Source organism: Paludisphaera mucosa (assembly GCF_029589435.1).
GTDB lineage: Bacteria > Planctomycetota > Planctomycetia > Isosphaerales > Isosphaeraceae > Paludisphaera > Paludisphaera mucosa.
This window is the reverse complement of sequence record NZ_JARRAG010000002.1, coordinates 1,432,445-1,448,100: the sequence shown is the minus strand read 5'-3', so window position 1 is coordinate 1,448,100 and position 15,656 is coordinate 1,432,445. Positions and strand designations below refer to the sequence as shown.

Genomic DNA, 15,656 nt, shown 5'->3' with positions numbered 1-15,656 from the left:
TCGATCAGCCAGGAGTCGGACGATGTGGGAAGTCCTCTGTGAAGTGAGCGCGGGCCTGCGCCCCACCGAGCGGACCGTGGCCGTCCCCGACGTCTACGGCAACCGCCACCACCTCCGGGTGGAGGAGGGCTTCATCGCCGAGATCGGCGGGAAGTCGTACATCCCCGTCGGCATGATCGGCGTCGACGAGGCCAAGAAGCTGGCGCTGGTCGAGCTGCCGCACGAGTCCGACGGCGGCGCGAACCGGCTCTGGGTCTGGCAGGCCAACCTGCACCGGATCGCGGCGGCCGACGCGGCGACGGCCGCCTCATGATCCTCTCGGACCGGCAGATCGAGGCCGCCCTGCGGCGGGGCCAGGTGCGGATCACGCCCCCGCCCGACGACCTGGCCTCGGACGTCTGGTCTTCGACGGCCCTCGACCTCCGCCTGGACGCCCGGCTCCAGGTCTGGCTGCCCGACGCGCCGGGGGCCCGCCTGGTGGTCGACCCCTGCGACCTGAACTTCAGCGCCACCGAGCTGGCCTCGGCGCACGCCGCCGAGGCGGACTGCAGCGACGGCTTCGAGATCGAGCCGGGCATGTTCCTGCTGGGCTGGACGATCGAGAAGCTCCAGCTCCCGCACGCCTCGCGGATCGCCGCTCGGGTCGAGGGCAAGAGCAGCCTGGCGCGGATCGGCCTGGGCGTCCACGTCACCGCGCCGACGATCCACGCCGGCTTCGGCTTCCGGGCCGAAGATCCCGGCTTCGTGGGCAACCCCATCCAGCTCGAGATCTGGAACGCCGGCCCCCTGACCGTCCGCCTGGTGAAGGGCCTGCGGATCTGCCAGGTCATCTTCGAGGAAGTCTCGGGCGTCCCCAGCCGGGGCTACGACGGCGTCTTCGCCGTCCAGGGGCCCGACGTCGCCCCGCCGGGCTGACCTCCCCTCCGAAAAAAACTAGGACGGTAGAGCCGGCTTGATCATGATCTCCTTAAGCGACAGCAGGTAAGCCGCGGGATCGCGGCGGAAGCGGTGGCCCATCTTCCTGACCTCCTGCCTCCGCTCCAGCCCACCGCGGAGCGCCCGCCACGCCGCGAGGTCCGATGGCACCAGGTCGGCCCTCTCGATCGGCCGGAGCCGGGTCGCGGTCGCCGAGACCAGCCGTACCGAGCCCCGCACCACCATCCCCGGCGACGCCACCTTGCGGCCGCTGCAACGCCGCTCGTGATGGCGATACGAGCCGAACAGTTGCTCCAGGTCGTTGTTGGTCCGCGGCAGGCCGGCCGTGTCATAGCAGGCGAACAGCCCGGGCCAGTAGCTCCGCGTCACCTTCAGGAAATGGCCGACCGCGTCGTCCAGCCCCCCGGCGGCATCGCGATGCCGCCCTATCTCCCCCATCAGCCCGACGAACCGACGCCGCACCCCGGCGGCGTCGAGCCCCGCCTTGTTCCGCAGGATCGCCGCGGCGCGATGCACCCGGCCGAACGCCGCACGCACCTCGGGCCACGCCGAATCGGTCGCCTCCAGGCCCCCGGCCAGGATCGCACGCAGCCGCGTCAGTTCTTTCGGGAGCCCCTTTTGGCGCCGACCTCGTCCAGGCCCTCGGCGACCTTCGCCAGCCGGTCCCGCAGCACCAGGCCCGAGGCCGCCAGCGGCGGCCGGCCGTCGTCGGTCAGCGACGTGCGGACCGCGGCGCAGTAGCCCCGGATCGCCGTCGCCTCGTCGTCGTCGCGGCCCTCGACGGCCCGCTCGATCGGGCGGATGCCCCGGACCTTCTTCTTGAGCGTGACCTTGGCGTGGCGATCGGCCTCGTAGATCGGCCGGGCCGCCTCGCGGAGGTAATGGAACTGGCAGAGCTGGTGCGGCACGCCGGGCAGGGCTTCGGCCACGGCGTCGCGGATGGAATGCTGGCCGTCGGAGATCACCCCGACGATCGGCACGCCGGCGGCCCCCTCGGCCTCGGGCTGGAGGGCGGACCTCACCTCGCCGAGCAGCTTGGCCAGGTCGGCCCGGCAGGAGGAGAGAAGGCTCCGGGCCAGGAGGATCTCGCCGGAGAGGACGTCGCGGATGACCCAGAGGACCTCGTGGCCGACGTCGGGCTGGAGCCCATCGATGGCCAGGATCACCCGCCCGGCCTCGGCGACGACCCGGCGGAGTCGGGCGGGGTCGGACAGCGAGAGGGCGAGCAGCTCGTCGTAGCGGTCCAGCAGGCAGGAGACGCTCCGCACGCAGATGCCCACCCCGCGTCGGGTCAGCTCGGCGTGGATCTCGGCGACGCCGCGGTGCTCGACATGGCGGAGGCGACCGACCAGGGCGATGACATCCAGGCCGAACTCCTGCTGCGGCAGGGCGATGGCCCCCTCGGCTTCGGCCCGGAGCGAGACGTTGTGGCGGGGGCAGTCGGCATCGCGGCAGCGTCGGACCTGGACGGCGAATCGGGTGAGCCCCTCGAGGGTGGCGACGACGCGGCGGCCCTTGTAGGCGGCCCAGAGGGGCCGGTCGCACCCGGGGCAGACGCGGGTGGCGGTCGTCAGCTCGACGGTGCGAGTGGGGGCCGGTCGTGGCGTCCGCTTGGGCTTGGGCATCGGTCGACTCCTGGAGGGCTTCCCCAGGAGAACCGATGGCAAACTACCGATCAAGCCGGCTCTACCGTCCTAGAAAAAAAGCGGGGGAATCGACGTTGAACTGGTTTTCGACGGTCGGTAAGATGACTCTCGTTCAGTGCGACCGAGAGCCGATAACGATGTTGCCCAAAACATCTCAGGCTTTCTTGTACGGGGGATTAGCTCAGCTGGGAGAGCGCTTGCATGGCATGCAAGAGGTCAGGGGTTCAAATCCCCTATCCTCCACTCCTCGAATCGACGATGACCGCGTCGACCCTTTCCGCCTCTTGATCGACCCGCCGCATCGCTGCGATCGAATCCGTTAGAAGCCTCGCACTCCAGGATCCACCCTGCTCGCGGCCGATCCCGAATCGGCCGCTCCGAGCATCTCCAAGCTCTCCACGGTTCGACGTCCCCGGCCGGGCGCGTTCCTGCGGGAACCACCGTTCGGGTCCGTCGTCACGATCATCCCGATCGCGAATCGAAGGATTCTGGCACGGCGCAGGGAATCGCCGACTTGGAGACGTATTGATGCGGATGTCTTGGCATGCGCAGGATCGACGGCCCATCGATCACATTCGGGCCCGCGTGTTCGTCGTGAGCCTCCCGGGGATGACCAGCGAACGCGAGCGGGTCTTCATCAACCATTGCCGCCGCCTCGCCCGCACCGCGATGGCCGCCGGCGTCCCGCTGACCGTCGCCTGGGGCGTCATCGCCCAGCGCGCCGACCGCATGACGCCCCGACTCCGCACCGAGCACGAGCGCGAAACGTTCCTCGCGATCATGCAGCGGCTGCGCGTCGAGCTGTTCCAGGACTACGCGGTCGCCTCGAGCTGAATCCACCCCGACGGGCTTCCCGTCGCGGAATCGGCAAGTTCTGGTGATGGGATCCGCTTCGCGAGCCCGGGCCGCCGACATCCCCGTAGGCCGGCGCGGCGGCCTCGCCACGCACTGAACGCGGCTCCCGGAGCCGAAGATCGACGTGGACGCCCTCGCGCAGCGTGAGGTCGATACAGTCGGCCTCGATCGCGAAATAGACGACGCCGGCTTCATATCCACGGCCCGCGGCGACGCCAGGGCTGACATGCGGATGATGCGCGAGCCGTTCGGCCGGACACGCGCCGAGGTTCGCCCCCCCAACTTCCAAGCGGCCGGGATGTCGAGGTGGCCTACAGTCGCCCCTGCGCCGGGCCGACGAGCCCGACCGAGGTGGCAGGTTTTAATGAGTAATATGGTCCGATTCGCCGCGGCTGATGTCTCACTTGATCCCCAGGTCGGCTTCGTCGGCTTCTCGGATGGGGAAGGGGAGCATTATTTCTGGATGCAACCCGGCGAGCTGACGAACGCCAAGGACGAGATCTGGCTGGAACGGGACGATCAGGAATGGGGCGGGCGAGGAGGGGCGTGGGACGTCGTCCTGAGCAGGAACACGTTCATCGTCAATACGCGGGAACTCCCGTGGATGGAGTGCGACGCGGTCGAGATCGAATTCACGGCGGACGACGGGACCTATGCGCGGCTCAAGGGGTTGCTCGAACAGGTCATGCTCGGATGCCCATCCGACCTCGATATAAGGGACTGAGCGCGCCGCCGAACGTTCGGTGCAGCGGACCCAGTCCGCCAAGGCGGCGATGCCCTCCGAAGCTCCCGCGCGACGCGAGAACCACCTCATTCTGCACGCTCGCCGGAAGGGCGGGGTGGATCGCCCCGACTTCTTCGAGTCCTCATCGCGCAAGTGTCTATGCCACGAGCGGCGAAGGGCGTACAACTGGGGGCCGTTCGCTCATCTCCCTTCATCCGGCGCGCCGTCGCGGTCCACCACGGGGGAGGGATGGAGCCTCTCCCGGAGGAATCCGCATGCGATGGCAGCCTGGGATCCTGCTCGTGGCCCTCGTCCCCATGCTCGGGCGGGCCGCGGAGCCGGCGGCGACGTTCCGCGCGGGGGTCGCCGCGTGCGACGTCACGCCCGACGCGCCGACGCCGATGTGGGGCTACGGGGCGCGGCACGACATGCTCTCGAAGGGGGTTCGAGACCGCCTGCTGGCCAAGGTCGTCGTGATCGAGGCCGGCGGGACCAAGCTGGCGGTCGTCGGCATGGACCTGGGGCGGGGGCCGACGGCCGCGATGATGGCGACGATCCGCGAGGCCCTGGCCCCGCGCAAGTTCGCCGGCCTGCTGATCTCCGGCAGCCACACCCACCACGGACCCGTCATCGAGCTGACCGACGAGCCCGGCCGCGGCAAAGGGAAGTTCGACGCCGCCGTCGCCTATTCCCGCGACCTCCCGGTCCGGCTCGCCCGCGCCATCGCCGAGGCCGACGACCAACTCGTCCCGGTCACCATCCGGGCGGCGTCGAAGGACGTCGCGCTCAACCGCAACCGGCACTCGAAGCGGGAGCCGAAGTCGGTCGACCCTCGCCTCACCCTGATCCGGCTCGACCGCGCCGACGGCTCGCCCCTGACGGTCCTCGTCCACTTCGCCGCCCACCCGGTGATGCGGCCCGGGGAACTCCTGGAATTCTCCGCCGACTACCCGGGCGCGATGCGCGCCGTCGTCGAGCCGGCGCTCAAGGCCCCCGCCGTCTTCCTCCAGGGGGCCGGCGGCGACATGAGCCCGAACTCGCCGCCCGAGGTCCACGGCGCCGACGCCTTCGGCGAGGTCCTCGCCCGCGCCGCGATCGAGACGGCCGAGGCGGCGAAGGCCGCGCCGGCGGTGAAGCCGTCGCTCGCCGTCGCGACCGAGTCGCATCACTTCGGGATGAGGCTGGACATCGCGAACCCGCTCAATCGCGTCCTCTACGGCCGGGCCTTCTTCCCGGAGCTGATCGAAAGCACCGTCCCCGATTACGTCGGCGGCACGAATCCCGAGACCACGACGGCCCTGCTGGGCGACCAGATCGGCATCGTCGGCCTCCCCGGCGAGCCCTTCCACGGCCACGCGACGCGGCTCCGCGAGCGGGCGGACCTCCCGCACGCCCTGGTGTTCGGGTACTGTAACGGCCATTACCTCTACTTCCCCACGATCGAGGCGGCCTCCGAAGGCGGCTACGGAGCCGACCCGAGGATGTCGCCGATCGCCCTGGGGGCCGGAGAGGCCATGCTCGACCGGGCCCTGATCGCACTTTATCGCATGCGCGGCAAGTTCCCGGGCGAGCCCTGACGATCGTTTCGGTTCGTTTCGACGAATCGGTCCGATTGTACGAAACGCCCTGGGATCGAGGGGCTCCGCGCGGCATAATCGTTGAGAGACGACGCCCCGGCGTCGGAAAGGAAGTCCCGGCATGTCTCGCTTCGGCCCTCGCCCCCAACGCGACCCCCGGACGGGCGAGGAGGCGGACGCCTCGGCCCCCCGCGGTTGGTGGTTGCTTCGTGACCCGCTCCTGAACAAGGGGGCGGCGTACTCGAAGTCGGAGCGCGACCGCCTGGGCCTGCGGGGGCTCCTGCCGCACGCGCACCTGACGATCGAGCAGCAGGTCGCGCTGGAGCTGGAGCACGTCCGGGCCAAGCCCGACGCGCTGGAGAAGTACATCGGCCTGGCGGCCCTGCAGGACCGCAACGAGGCCCTCTTCTACCGGGTGGTCGTCGAGAACCTGGAGGAGCTGCTGCCGATCATCTACACGCCCACGGTCGGCAAGGCGTGCCAACTCTACAGCCACATCGTCCGCCAGCCGCGCGGGCTCTGGATCACGCCCGAGGACGTCGACGACATCCCCGGCGTCCTGCGGAACGCGCCCAACCAGGACGTCCGCCTGATCGTGGCGACGGACAACGAGCGGATCCTGGGCCTGGGCGACCAGGGGGCCGGCGGGATGGGGATCCCGATCGGCAAGCTGTCGATCTACTCGGCCGCCGCGGGCATCCACCCCGCGCACTGCCTGCCGATCTCGCTGGACGTCGGCACCGACAACGCCGAGCTGCTGGCCGACCCGTTCTACCGCGGCTACCGCGGCCGCCGGCTGCGGGGGGCGCCGTACGAGGCGTTCATCGAGGCCTTCGTCGGCGGCGTCCGCAAGGTCTTCCCCCACGCCCTGCTGCAGTGGGAGGACTTCCACAAGAACATCGCGCTGTCGCTGCTGGACCGCTACCGCAAGCGCTGCCCCAGCTTCAACGACGACATCCAGGGGACGGCCGCCGTCGCGCTGGCGGGGATCCTCTCGGCCCTGCGGATCACCGGCGGCGGGCTCGCCGACCAGCGGATCGTCTATCTCGGCGCGGGCGCGGCCGGGGTGGGGATCGCCCGGCTGGTCAAGAGCGGCCTGGTGAAGGCCGGGGCCGACCTCGTGACGGCCCGCCGCGCGCAGGCCATGCTCGACAGCCGGGGGCTGGTCGTCGCGAGCGACGACCCCAAGGACCCGTACAAGAGCGAGTTCCACTGGGGTCGCGACGACCTCGACCGCTACGGCTTCGAGGGCGACGGCCCGTTCGGCCTGCTGGAGGTCGTCCGCCGCGTCAAGCCGACGGTCCTGATCGGCACCACGGGCAACCCCGGCGTCTTCGGCGAGGAGGTCGTCCGCGCGATGGCGGCGGGCGTCGATCGGCCGGTGATCCTGCCCCTGAGCAACCCCACGTCGCGGGTCGAGTGCACGCCGCTGGAGGCCCTGACGTGGACCGACGGCCGCGCGGTGGTCGCCACCGGCAGCCCGTTCCCCCCGGTCGCGTTCGGCGGCGAGACCGTGACGATCGGCCAGTCCAACAACGCCTACATCTTCCCCGGCGTCGGCCTGGGCGCGATCGTCTCGGAGACGCGCGAGGTGAGCGACCCCATGTTCCTCACCGCCGCCGAGACCCTGGCGTCGTGCGTGTCCCCGGCCGACCTCGCCAAGGGGCGGATCTACCCCGGGCTCGACCGCCTCCGCGAGGTCTCGCGGACGATCGCCGCGGCCGTCTTCCGCGAGGCCCGCGCGCAGCACCTGGGACGGAACCTCGGCGACGACGCCATCGAGAAGGAACTCGACGACTTCATCTGGTTCCCCGACTACGACCGAGACGACGACGCCCCGGCGTCCACCTGACCACCCGGGGCCGACGCGGGCGTCGCCAGCCCGCCATGCAATCGACGAGGCCCATCCCATGTTCCCAATCGTCGAGGCCGAGTTCCTCGCACCCGACGTCAAGCGGTTCGTCATCGAGGCCCCGCGCGTCGCGAAGAAGCGGCGGGCCGGCCAGTTCCTCATCCTCCGCCTCCACGACCACGGCGAGCGGATCCCGCTGACGATCGCCGACTCCGACCCCGAACGCGGCACCGTGACGATCATCGTCCAGGGCGTCGGCAAGACGACCAAGCTTTTGAACATGCTCGGCGCCGGCGACGCGATCCTCGACCTGGTCGGGCCGCTGGGCTCGCCGTCGCACGTCGAGCCGTTCGGCACGGTCGTCGTGATCGGCGGCGGCCTGGGCGCGGCGATCGCCTACCCCACGGCGAAGGCCATGAAAGAGGCCGGCAACCACGTGGTCTCGATCGTCGGCGCCCGCACGAAAGAGCTGGTGATCCTGGAGCGCGAGATCGGCGCGATCAGCGACGAGCTGCTGATCACGACCGACGACGGCAGCTACGCCCGCAAAGGGTTCGTCACCGGGGTCCTCGCCGAGCTGATCGAGTCGGGCCGCCGGCTCGACCTCGTGCTGGCGATCGGCCCGCCCCGGATGATGCAGGCGGTCGCCGAGACGACCCGGCCGCGCGGGATCAAGACGGTCGTGAGCCTGAACTCGCTGATGGTCGACGGCACCGGCATGTGCGGAGGCTGCCGGGTGCTGACGAACGCCGGGGCGCGGTTCGCCTGCGTCGACGGCCCCGAGTTCGACGCCCACGAGGTCGACTTCGACATGCTCGTCCGCCGCAACCGGACGTATCTCCAGAACGAGTCCGAGTCGCTCAAGCGGTTCCTGGAAGACCCGACCCGCGACCTGGAGCGGGTCCGCGAGTCGTGCCACCTGGAACAGAGACACCCGGAAGTCCGTCGCGAGGCCAGCCGATCATGAGCGCCGAGACCACCGACCCCGCCACCCCGGCCGTCCCGCCGTCGAAGAAGGATCGGATGAAGATCCCCCGGCAGCACATGCCCGAGCAGGACCCCGCGCGGCGGCGGCGGAACTTCGAAGAGGTGAACCAGGGCCTGACCGTCCTGGGGGCCGCGACCGAGGCCCTGCGCTGCCTCTCGTGCGCCAACCCCAAGTGCACGGCCGGCTGCCCGGTCGGGGTGAAGGTCAAGGACTTCGTCGACCTGATCGTCGCCGGCGACTACCTGGGCGCGGCGGCCAAGATCCGCGAGGACAACATCCTGCCGGCGATCACCGGCCGCGTCTGCCCGCAGGAGACCCAGTGCGAGGGCTGCTGCATCCTGGGCAACAAGTTCGAGCCCCTGGGCGTCGGCTACCTCGAACGATTCGTCGCCGACTACGAGCGCGAGACCGGCCAGGTCGGGCTCCCCGAGCGGGCCCCGGCCACCGGCAGGAGGGTCGCGATCGTGGGCAGCGGGCCCGCCGGCCTGAGCGCCGCGGGCGACCTCGTCCGCATGGGGCACGAGGTGACGGTCTTCGAGGCCCTGCACGAGATCGGCGGCGTGTTGGTCTACGGGATCCCCGAGTTCCGGCTCCCCAAGGAGATCGTCCGCCACGAGGTCGACGCCATGCGGAAGATGGGCGTCGACTTCCAGACCAACGTCGTGATCGGCAAGACGGTGACCATCGACGAGCTGATGGGCGAGGAGGGCTACGACGCCGTCTTCGTCGCCACCGGCGCGGGGCTGCCCAAGTTCCTGGGCGTCCCCGGCGAGCACCTCAACGGCGTCTACTCGGCGAACGAGTTCCTGACCCGCGTCAACTTGATGCGCGCCGACGCCTTCCCCGAGAGCGACGAGCCGGTCTACGACTGCCGCGATCGCGACGTGGCCGTGGTCGGCGGCGGCAACACGGCGATGGACGCCGTCCGCACCGCCAGCCGGCTGGGCGCCGCGACGAGCCACCTCGTCTACCGCCGCTCCGAGGCCGAGATGCCCGCCCGCGCCGAGGAGCTGAAGCACGCCAAGGACGAGGGGATCTCGCTGATGTGCCTGACGAACCCCGTCGCCTTCCTCGGCGACGAGGACGGCTTCGTCAGCGGCATGCGCTGCGTGCGGATGGAGCTGGGCGAGCCCGACGCCTCGGGCCGGCGCTCGCCGAAGGAGGTCCCCGGCTCCGAGTTCGAGATCCCGATCCAGGTGGCCGTGATCGCGCTCGGGACGTCGGCCAACCCGCTCATCCAGTCGACCACGCCCGACCTGCAGACGACCCGCAAGGGCTACATCGCCGCCGACCCGGAGACGCTCCGGACGTCGAAGCCGGGCGTCTTCGCCGGCGGCGACATCGTGACCGGCGGCGCGACCGTGATCCTCGCCATGGGCGCCGGCCGCAAGGCCGCGGCGTCGATCCACGAGTTCCTGAGCACCGGCGTCTGGGACGCGACGGCCGCCGAGACCCCCTCGTAGCCAGGGTCGGTCCGGCCCCGTCCCGTCCCGCCGTCAGTCCTCGATGATTTCCAGGTCCGCCCAGGGGATCGATTCGAGCTGGGTCCGGACGTGTTCGGCGTCGGCGACGACGACGGCGACGAGGGCCCGGGGGTCGAGGTTGCGGCGGGTGGCGGCGGCGACGGAGTCCAGGTCGACGGCGGCGATCCGCTCGGGGAAGGTCGCCAGCGAGTCGAGCGGCAGGTCGTGGATGAAGACGTTCGCGTAGCGGTTGACCAGGGCCGAGGGGGTCTCGAAGTGGCGGGCCTGGCCCTCGACCAGCGAGCGGCGGGCGTCGTCGATCTCGCGAAGGGTCGGGGGGCGGTCGCCGAGCACCTCGTCCAGCTCGTGGCGGACGTCCTCGAACGCCTCGGCCAGCTTGTCGGCCTGCAGCGAGGCGGAGATCGCGAACGGCCCCGCGCCCCGGCGGCCGTCGAAGCTGCTGCGGACGCCGTAGGTGAACCCGCGCTCCTCGCGGAGCTTCTCGTTGAGCCGGGACGTGAACTGGCCGCCGAGGACCTGGTTGAACAGCAGCAAGGGGTCGTGGTCGTCGTCGCCGCGGGCGATCCCGACGTGGCCGAACCGCACCACGGCCTGGGGGGCGGCGGGCCGGTTCAGCAGCAGGATCCGGGGCCGCTCGGCGCGGGCCGGAGCGGCGATTTTGGGCAGGGTGACGGCGCCGCCCCGCCAGTCGCCGAGGCGGGCTTCCAGGAGCGACAGGATCGCGTCGGGGTCGACGTCGCCGGCCACGATCACGCCGGCCTGCGCGGGGCCCAGGTTGCGGCCGAAGAAGCCGACGGCCTCGTCGCGATCCAGGCCGGCGACGACCGCCTCCACGCCGTCGAGCGGGTGGCGGTAGGCGTGGCCCTCGGGGTAGAGGGCCTTCATCAAGGCGCGGTGGCAGCGGGAGTCGGCCCCGTCGCGTTCGGCGCGGAGGGCGGCGACGGTCTGGCCCCGCAGCCGTTCCCACTCGTCGACCGGGAAGGTCGGCTCGCGGAGGACGTCGACGCCCAGGTCGAGCGTGCGGTCGAGCACCGTCTTGAGGCAGCGGATCGAGACGAACGCGCCGTCCCAGCCGCACGAGGCCGACAGCGACGCGCCCATCGACTCGACCTCGGCGGCGATCCGGGCGGCCGAGCGCGTCCGCGTCCCCTCGTCGAGCATCGACACGGCGAGCTGCGCCAGCCCCGGGCGGTCGACGGGCTGGAGCGCCGCCCCGCCGCGCATCGCGACGCACATCGTGACCGTCGGCAGGTCGCGCTTGGGGAGGATCCAGACGGGGAGGCCGTTGGAGAGCGAGTGGACCTCGGGCGCGGGGGCGCGGAAGGGCGTCGGCGTCCGCGCGGGGGGCGGGGTGGCGCGATCGACCTTCGCGACGCCGGCCGCCGGCTTGCGGCCGTAGATCGACAGGCCCACGTAGGGCTTGCCGTCGAGGTACGCCGCGGCCGCGGCGCGGAGGTGGTCGGGGGTCACGCGGAGGAACCGCTCCAGGTCGGTCGTGATCCGCGACGGGTCGCCGCAGTAGATGTTGTAGGCGTTGAGCCGGTCGGCCACGCCGCCGAATCCGCCGGCGTGTTCGAGGGCGAACAGGAAGGCCGACGCCTTCATCGTCTTGACGCGTTCCAGCTCCTCCTCGGCGACCCCGTCGCGGGCGATCGCGGCGACCTCCTCGAACAGGACCTTGCGGACGTCGGCCATCGACCGCCCGGGGCGGATCGTGGCGATCAGGCCGAAGGTCCCGGCCAGCTCGCGGCCCGACTGGTACGCCGCGACGTCCTGGGCCCACTGCCGCTCCAGCACAAGCGACTTGTAGAGCCGGCTGGACCGGCCCCGTCCCAGGACGTCGCCCAGCAGGCTGAGCGTCGCGTCGCCGCCGTCGAACTGGGGGACGGTGTGCCAGACGAGGTAGCAGCGGTCCAGCTCGACGCGGTCGAGCAGCTCCAGGTCGCGGGCCTCGCCCAGCTCGACCGGGGGCGTCCAGGGCCGGATCGCCCGCGAGCCGCCGGGGATGGGGGCGAAGTAGCGCTCGGCCATCGCGAACGCCTCGTCCTCGGGGATGTCGCCGACGATCGCCAGGCTGGCGTTGGCCGGCACGTAGTAGCGCCGGAAGAAGGCCGCCACGTCGTCGCGCGAGGCCGAGTCGAGGTCCTCCATCACGCCGATCGTGAGCCAGCTGTAGGGGTGCTGGGGAGGGTACATGGCCTCGGCGAGGATCCGCCAGGCCTGGCCGTAGGGGCGGTTGGCGTGGGTCTGGCGGTACTCGTTCTTGACCACGTCGCGCTGGACGTCGAGCTTCTTGTCGTCGAGGGCCGGGACGAGCCAGCCCATCCGGTCCGACTCCATCGCCAGGACGCGCTCGACGTGCACGGCGGGGACGTCGGTGAAGTAATTGGTTCGGTCGGTCGAGGTCGAGCCGTTGATGCTCGCCCCCAGGGGCTGGAGGTGCTTGAAGAAGTCGCCGGGGTAGTGCTCGGAGCCCTCGAACATGATGTGCTCGAACAGGTGGGCGAAGCCCCGCTGGTTGCGCTCTTCGTCCTTGGAGCCGACGTGGTACCAGAGGTTGACCGCCGCCGTCGGGATGCCGGGCCGACGCCGGGCGATCACGTCGAGGCCGTTGGCGAGCGTCTGCTTCCGGAACTCGAACGGCGGGGGCGTCGTCAACTCGCTCATCGCGGGAGGGCTCGCTTCGGTTCGACGTGACGCGGGGGACGCCGCCGCCGGCCGCCACGTCGCGCGGCCTCGGCCGTCCCGGAACTTCGGACCTTCCAGCTTAGCGTCTTCCTCGGTCCCCGGGCAGGCCAACGACGGCCCTTCGCGACGCGGGGGCCCGGTCCCGATTCCTCGGGGCGGGGGGCGGTCACAAGTCGCGCGCGCGGCGAGTAATATCAGGACGACGGATCATCGGCTTGCCGGCGTCGGGCCCACGCGCCTAAGCTCGTAGGACCGCCTCCGCGCGCACCCGAGAAAATTGGGAGGCGGCTGGGGGCCGTCGCGACGACGGGTTAGAATGCAGATTGGGCGGGTCGTCGCCATCGCGGGTGTCTCGAATCACGCAGGCATGGCCTCGGCGGGCCCGAGGTCGTCCGGCCCCCGCGAGGTCCGCCGCCGGGGGCGGGGGCCGTTTCCGATGTTCTTTCAGAAGGTCGGCCTGTGAACTGGGACGACATCATCATCGACGCCTCGGCCTCCGACACGGGGATGCGCCGTCAGAACAATCAGGACAGCTTCGCGGCCGTCCGCGCGGCCAACCGCGAGACCTGGCGGCGCCGCGGGCACCTGTTCATGGTGGCCGACGGCATGGGCGCGCACGCCGCCGGCGAGCTGGCCAGCAAGATGGCCTGCGACCTGATCCCGCACAGCTACATGAAGGCCAAGGTGGGCGCGGCCGGCGAGGCCATCGCCAAGGCCTTCCGCGACGTCAGCGCGCAGATCCACGTCCGGGCCGCGGCCAACCGCGACTTCGACGGCATGGGGACCACCTGCTCGTCGCTCCTATTGATGCCCGAGGGGGCCCTGGTCGCGCACGTCGGCGACTCGCGGGTCTACCGCGTCCGCGAGCGCCGCATCGACCAGCTCTCGTTCGACCACAGCCTGGTCTGGGAGCTGGTGCGCCGCAACCACCTGACGCCCGAGCAGGCGAACGTCTCGATCCCCAAGAACGTGATCACCCGGAGCCTGGGCCCGGCCGAGGTCGACGTCGACCTGGAAGGCCCGTTCGCCGTCCACGAGGGGGACGTCTTCCTGCTCTGCTCCGACGGCCTCTCCGGCTTCGTGACCGACCCCGAGCTGGGGGCCTTCGCCGGCCACTTCCACCCCCGCGACGCCTGCCGCTACCTCGTCCACCTGGCGAACCTCCGGGGCGGGCTCGACAACATCACCGTGCTCATCGTCCGCGTCGGCCCCTGGGTCGACCCCGAGTCGGGCGAGACCGACGCGCACGACCCCGACGCCAAGAAGGGCCGGCCGACCAACGGCGCGACGAAGTCGTGGAAGGACCGGCTCGTCGCGCGGTTCACCGGCCCCAAGCCGCTCCAGACGCTGGCCCCCGAGGACGAGCACCGCTACCGGACGGCCGAATGCGCGATCGACGACCGGCTCGTCGAGGAGCTTTCGCAGCTCGTCGAGGACGTCCGCGAGGCGGCCATCTCGCAGGCCTGGTCGGTCGACTGGACCCAGCTCTCCGAGCACCGCCGCAAGCTCGCCGAGGCCCAGGCCGCCCGCAACGCCTGGGTGTCGCTCCGCGAGATCGGCGAGATCGCCTCGATGCTCGGCCAGGCCGGCCGGTTCCATCGCAAGCACGCCGCCACCTGACCCGCACCGTACGTTCCCACGGACGGACCCCGCGATGCCCCACGACGAGCCCGCCTCCGACGCGACCCGATGCGCCCGCGCGCCCGAGCCCCCGCGCTCCATCAGCGAGCCGCTGGCCCCGCCGATCCAGCTCGCCTCGGTCTACCGGATCGCCGGCCTCGACGAGGTCGACGCCCTGTTCGAGGGCCGCGCCGAGGGCTTCTTCTACGCCCGCGACGGCCACCCCAACGCCGCCCAGCTCGCCGACAAGCTCGCCAAGCTCGAAGGGGCCGAGGCCGGCCTGATCTGCGCCTCGGGCATGGGGGCGATCGCCGCGTCGGTGCTGACCCTGACGGAGCAGGGGGGCCGGGTGCTCGTCTCCGAGGGGCTTTACGGCAAGACCACGACGCTGATCGCCCGCGAGCTGGCCCGGTTCGGCGTCTCGCACACCCTGTTCGACCCGTCGCGGCCCGAGACGCTGCGACGGGCCCTGGCCGAGGCCCCCGACGCCCGCCTCGTCGTGGCCGAGACGATCTCGAACCCCTTGCTCCGCGTCTGCGACCTGGAAGGCGTCGCCGCCGCCGCCCGCGACGCCGGCGTCCCGCTGATGATCGACCACACGTTCGCCCCCCTGCTGTGCAAGCCGATCGCGCTCGGGACGACGCTGGTGGCGCACTCGCTGACCAAGCTGATCGGCGGCCACGGCGACGTGACGCTGGGCGCGGTGGTCGGCCCGCGCGACCTGATCGCCCGGATCCACGCCGTCGCCTCGACGTTCGGCCAAACCGGCAACCCGTTCGACTGCTGGCTGACGATCCGCGGGGCCGTCACGCTGCCGCTCCGCGTCGAGCGGACCTCGCGCACCGCCCTGGAGCTGGCCCGCCGGCTCGAAACCCACCCCAAGGTCGAGCGGACGATGTACCCCGGCCTGGTCTCGCACCCCGACCACGCCCTGGCGAAACGGCTCTTCTCCGGCGGCTTCGGCGCGATGATCGCCTTCGACGTCGGCGGCCGCGAGCAGGCCGACCGCCTCATCCGCGGCCTTCGCGCGATCCCCTTCGCCCCCAGCCTGGGCGACGCCCAGACGACCGTCAGCCACCCGTGCTCCACCAGCCACCGCGGCCAGGACCCGGCCGTCCTCGAACGCCTCGGGGTCACCCCGGGCCTGATCCGCCTCTCCGTCGGCCTCGAAGACGTCGAGGACCTCTGGAACGACTTCGCCCAGGCGCTCGAGTTCGCGTGAGGATCGGCCGAGGCCGAGAAACGAACACGACCGCAACGTCCGGTCAATCGCCGGGTTCCTCGTC

General features: G+C 71.3%; 12 protein-coding genes and 1 tRNA gene. 11 read left to right on the top strand and 2 right to left on the bottom strand.

Translation table 11 applies throughout. From position 1 onward, the window contains the following. Window positions 1–22: 22 nt before the first annotated feature. Complete coding sequence (locus PZE19_RS15330) at window positions 23–313, top strand: hypothetical protein (protein WP_277861505.1); 291 nt, start codon at window positions 23–25, stop codon at window positions 311–313. Then, the gene (gene dcd, locus PZE19_RS15325) at window positions 310–915 is read left to right on the top strand and encodes a dCTP deaminase (RefSeq protein ID WP_277861504.1); all 606 of its coding nucleotides are present in this window, start codon (window positions 310–312) and stop codon (window positions 913–915) included. Before PZE19_RS15330 ends, dcd begins: the two co-directional genes overlap by 4 nt. 18 nt (window positions 916–933) lie before the next feature. Here the strand turns inward: dcd and PZE19_RS15320 are convergent. After that, window positions 934–2,561 (bottom strand): ISNCY family transposase gene (locus PZE19_RS15320; RefSeq protein WP_438269972.1). Its coding sequence is split into 2 segments (ribosomal slippage): window positions 934–1,553 and window positions 1,553–2,561, totalling 1,629 coding nucleotides; the frame shifts between segments, so codons are not numbered across the junction. Window positions 2,562–2,752: 191 nt separating this feature from the next. Between PZE19_RS15320 and PZE19_RS15315 the strand changes: the two genes are divergently transcribed. The 7 genes from PZE19_RS15315 (at window position 2,753) to gltA (ending at window position 10,041) form a co-directional block, all read left to right on the top strand. After that, window positions 2,753–2,825: transfer RNA gene (locus tag PZE19_RS15315), tRNA-Ala, on the top strand. 366 nt (window positions 2,826–3,191) lie between these two features. Further along, window positions 3,192–3,416 carry a hypothetical protein gene (locus PZE19_RS15310; RefSeq protein ID WP_277861503.1) on the top strand — a complete coding sequence of 75 codons (225 nt, stop codon included), beginning with the start codon at window positions 3,192–3,194 and terminating at the stop codon, window positions 3,414–3,416. 145 nt (window positions 3,417–3,561) lie between these two features. Further along, window positions 3,562–4,161 carry a hypothetical protein gene (locus tag PZE19_RS15305; RefSeq protein WP_277861502.1) on the top strand — a complete coding sequence of 200 codons (600 nt, stop codon included), beginning with the start codon at window positions 3,562–3,564 and terminating at the stop codon, window positions 4,159–4,161. Window positions 4,162–4,436: 275 nt separating this feature from the next. Continuing rightward, window positions 4,437–5,738: a neutral/alkaline non-lysosomal ceramidase N-terminal domain-containing protein gene (locus PZE19_RS15300; protein WP_277861501.1), complete on the top strand. Its 1,302-nt coding sequence runs from the start codon at window positions 4,437–4,439 to the stop codon at window positions 5,736–5,738. Between the two features lie 121 nt (window positions 5,739–5,859). Beyond that, window positions 5,860–7,590, top strand: a complete 1,731-nt coding sequence (locus tag PZE19_RS15295) for an NAD-dependent malic enzyme (protein WP_277861500.1) — start codon at window positions 5,860–5,862, stop codon at window positions 7,588–7,590. A 58-nt stretch (window positions 7,591–7,648) separates the two neighbouring features. Continuing rightward, window positions 7,649–8,557, top strand: coding sequence for a sulfide/dihydroorotate dehydrogenase-like FAD/NAD-binding protein (locus PZE19_RS15290; protein ID WP_277861499.1), 909 nt, complete (start codon window positions 7,649–7,651; stop codon window positions 8,555–8,557). Further along, on the top strand, window positions 8,554–10,041 hold the full coding sequence (gene gltA, locus PZE19_RS15285) for an NADPH-dependent glutamate synthase (protein WP_277861498.1): 1,488 nt from the start codon (window positions 8,554–8,556) through the stop codon (window positions 10,039–10,041). Before PZE19_RS15290 ends, gltA begins: the two co-directional genes overlap by 4 nt. A 33-nt stretch (window positions 10,042–10,074) precedes the next feature. Here the strand turns inward: gltA and PZE19_RS15280 are convergent, their stop codons facing one another. Further along, entirely contained in the window at window positions 10,075–12,729 is a 2,655-nt protein-coding gene (locus PZE19_RS15280) for a M16 family metallopeptidase (RefSeq protein WP_277861497.1), read from the bottom strand. Between the two features lie 480 nt (window positions 12,730–13,209). Between PZE19_RS15280 and PZE19_RS15275 the strand changes: the two genes are divergently transcribed. Both PZE19_RS15275 and PZE19_RS15270 read left to right on the top strand, forming a co-directional pair. Further along, window positions 13,210–14,370: a PP2C family protein-serine/threonine phosphatase gene (locus tag PZE19_RS15275; protein WP_277861496.1), complete on the top strand. Its 1,161-nt coding sequence runs from the start codon at window positions 13,210–13,212 to the stop codon at window positions 14,368–14,370. Window positions 14,371–14,404: 34 nt separating this feature from the next. Next, entirely contained in the window at window positions 14,405–15,592 is a 1,188-nt protein-coding gene (locus PZE19_RS15270) for a trans-sulfuration enzyme family protein (protein ID WP_277861495.1), read from the top strand. Window positions 15,593–15,656: the final 64 nt, after the last annotated feature.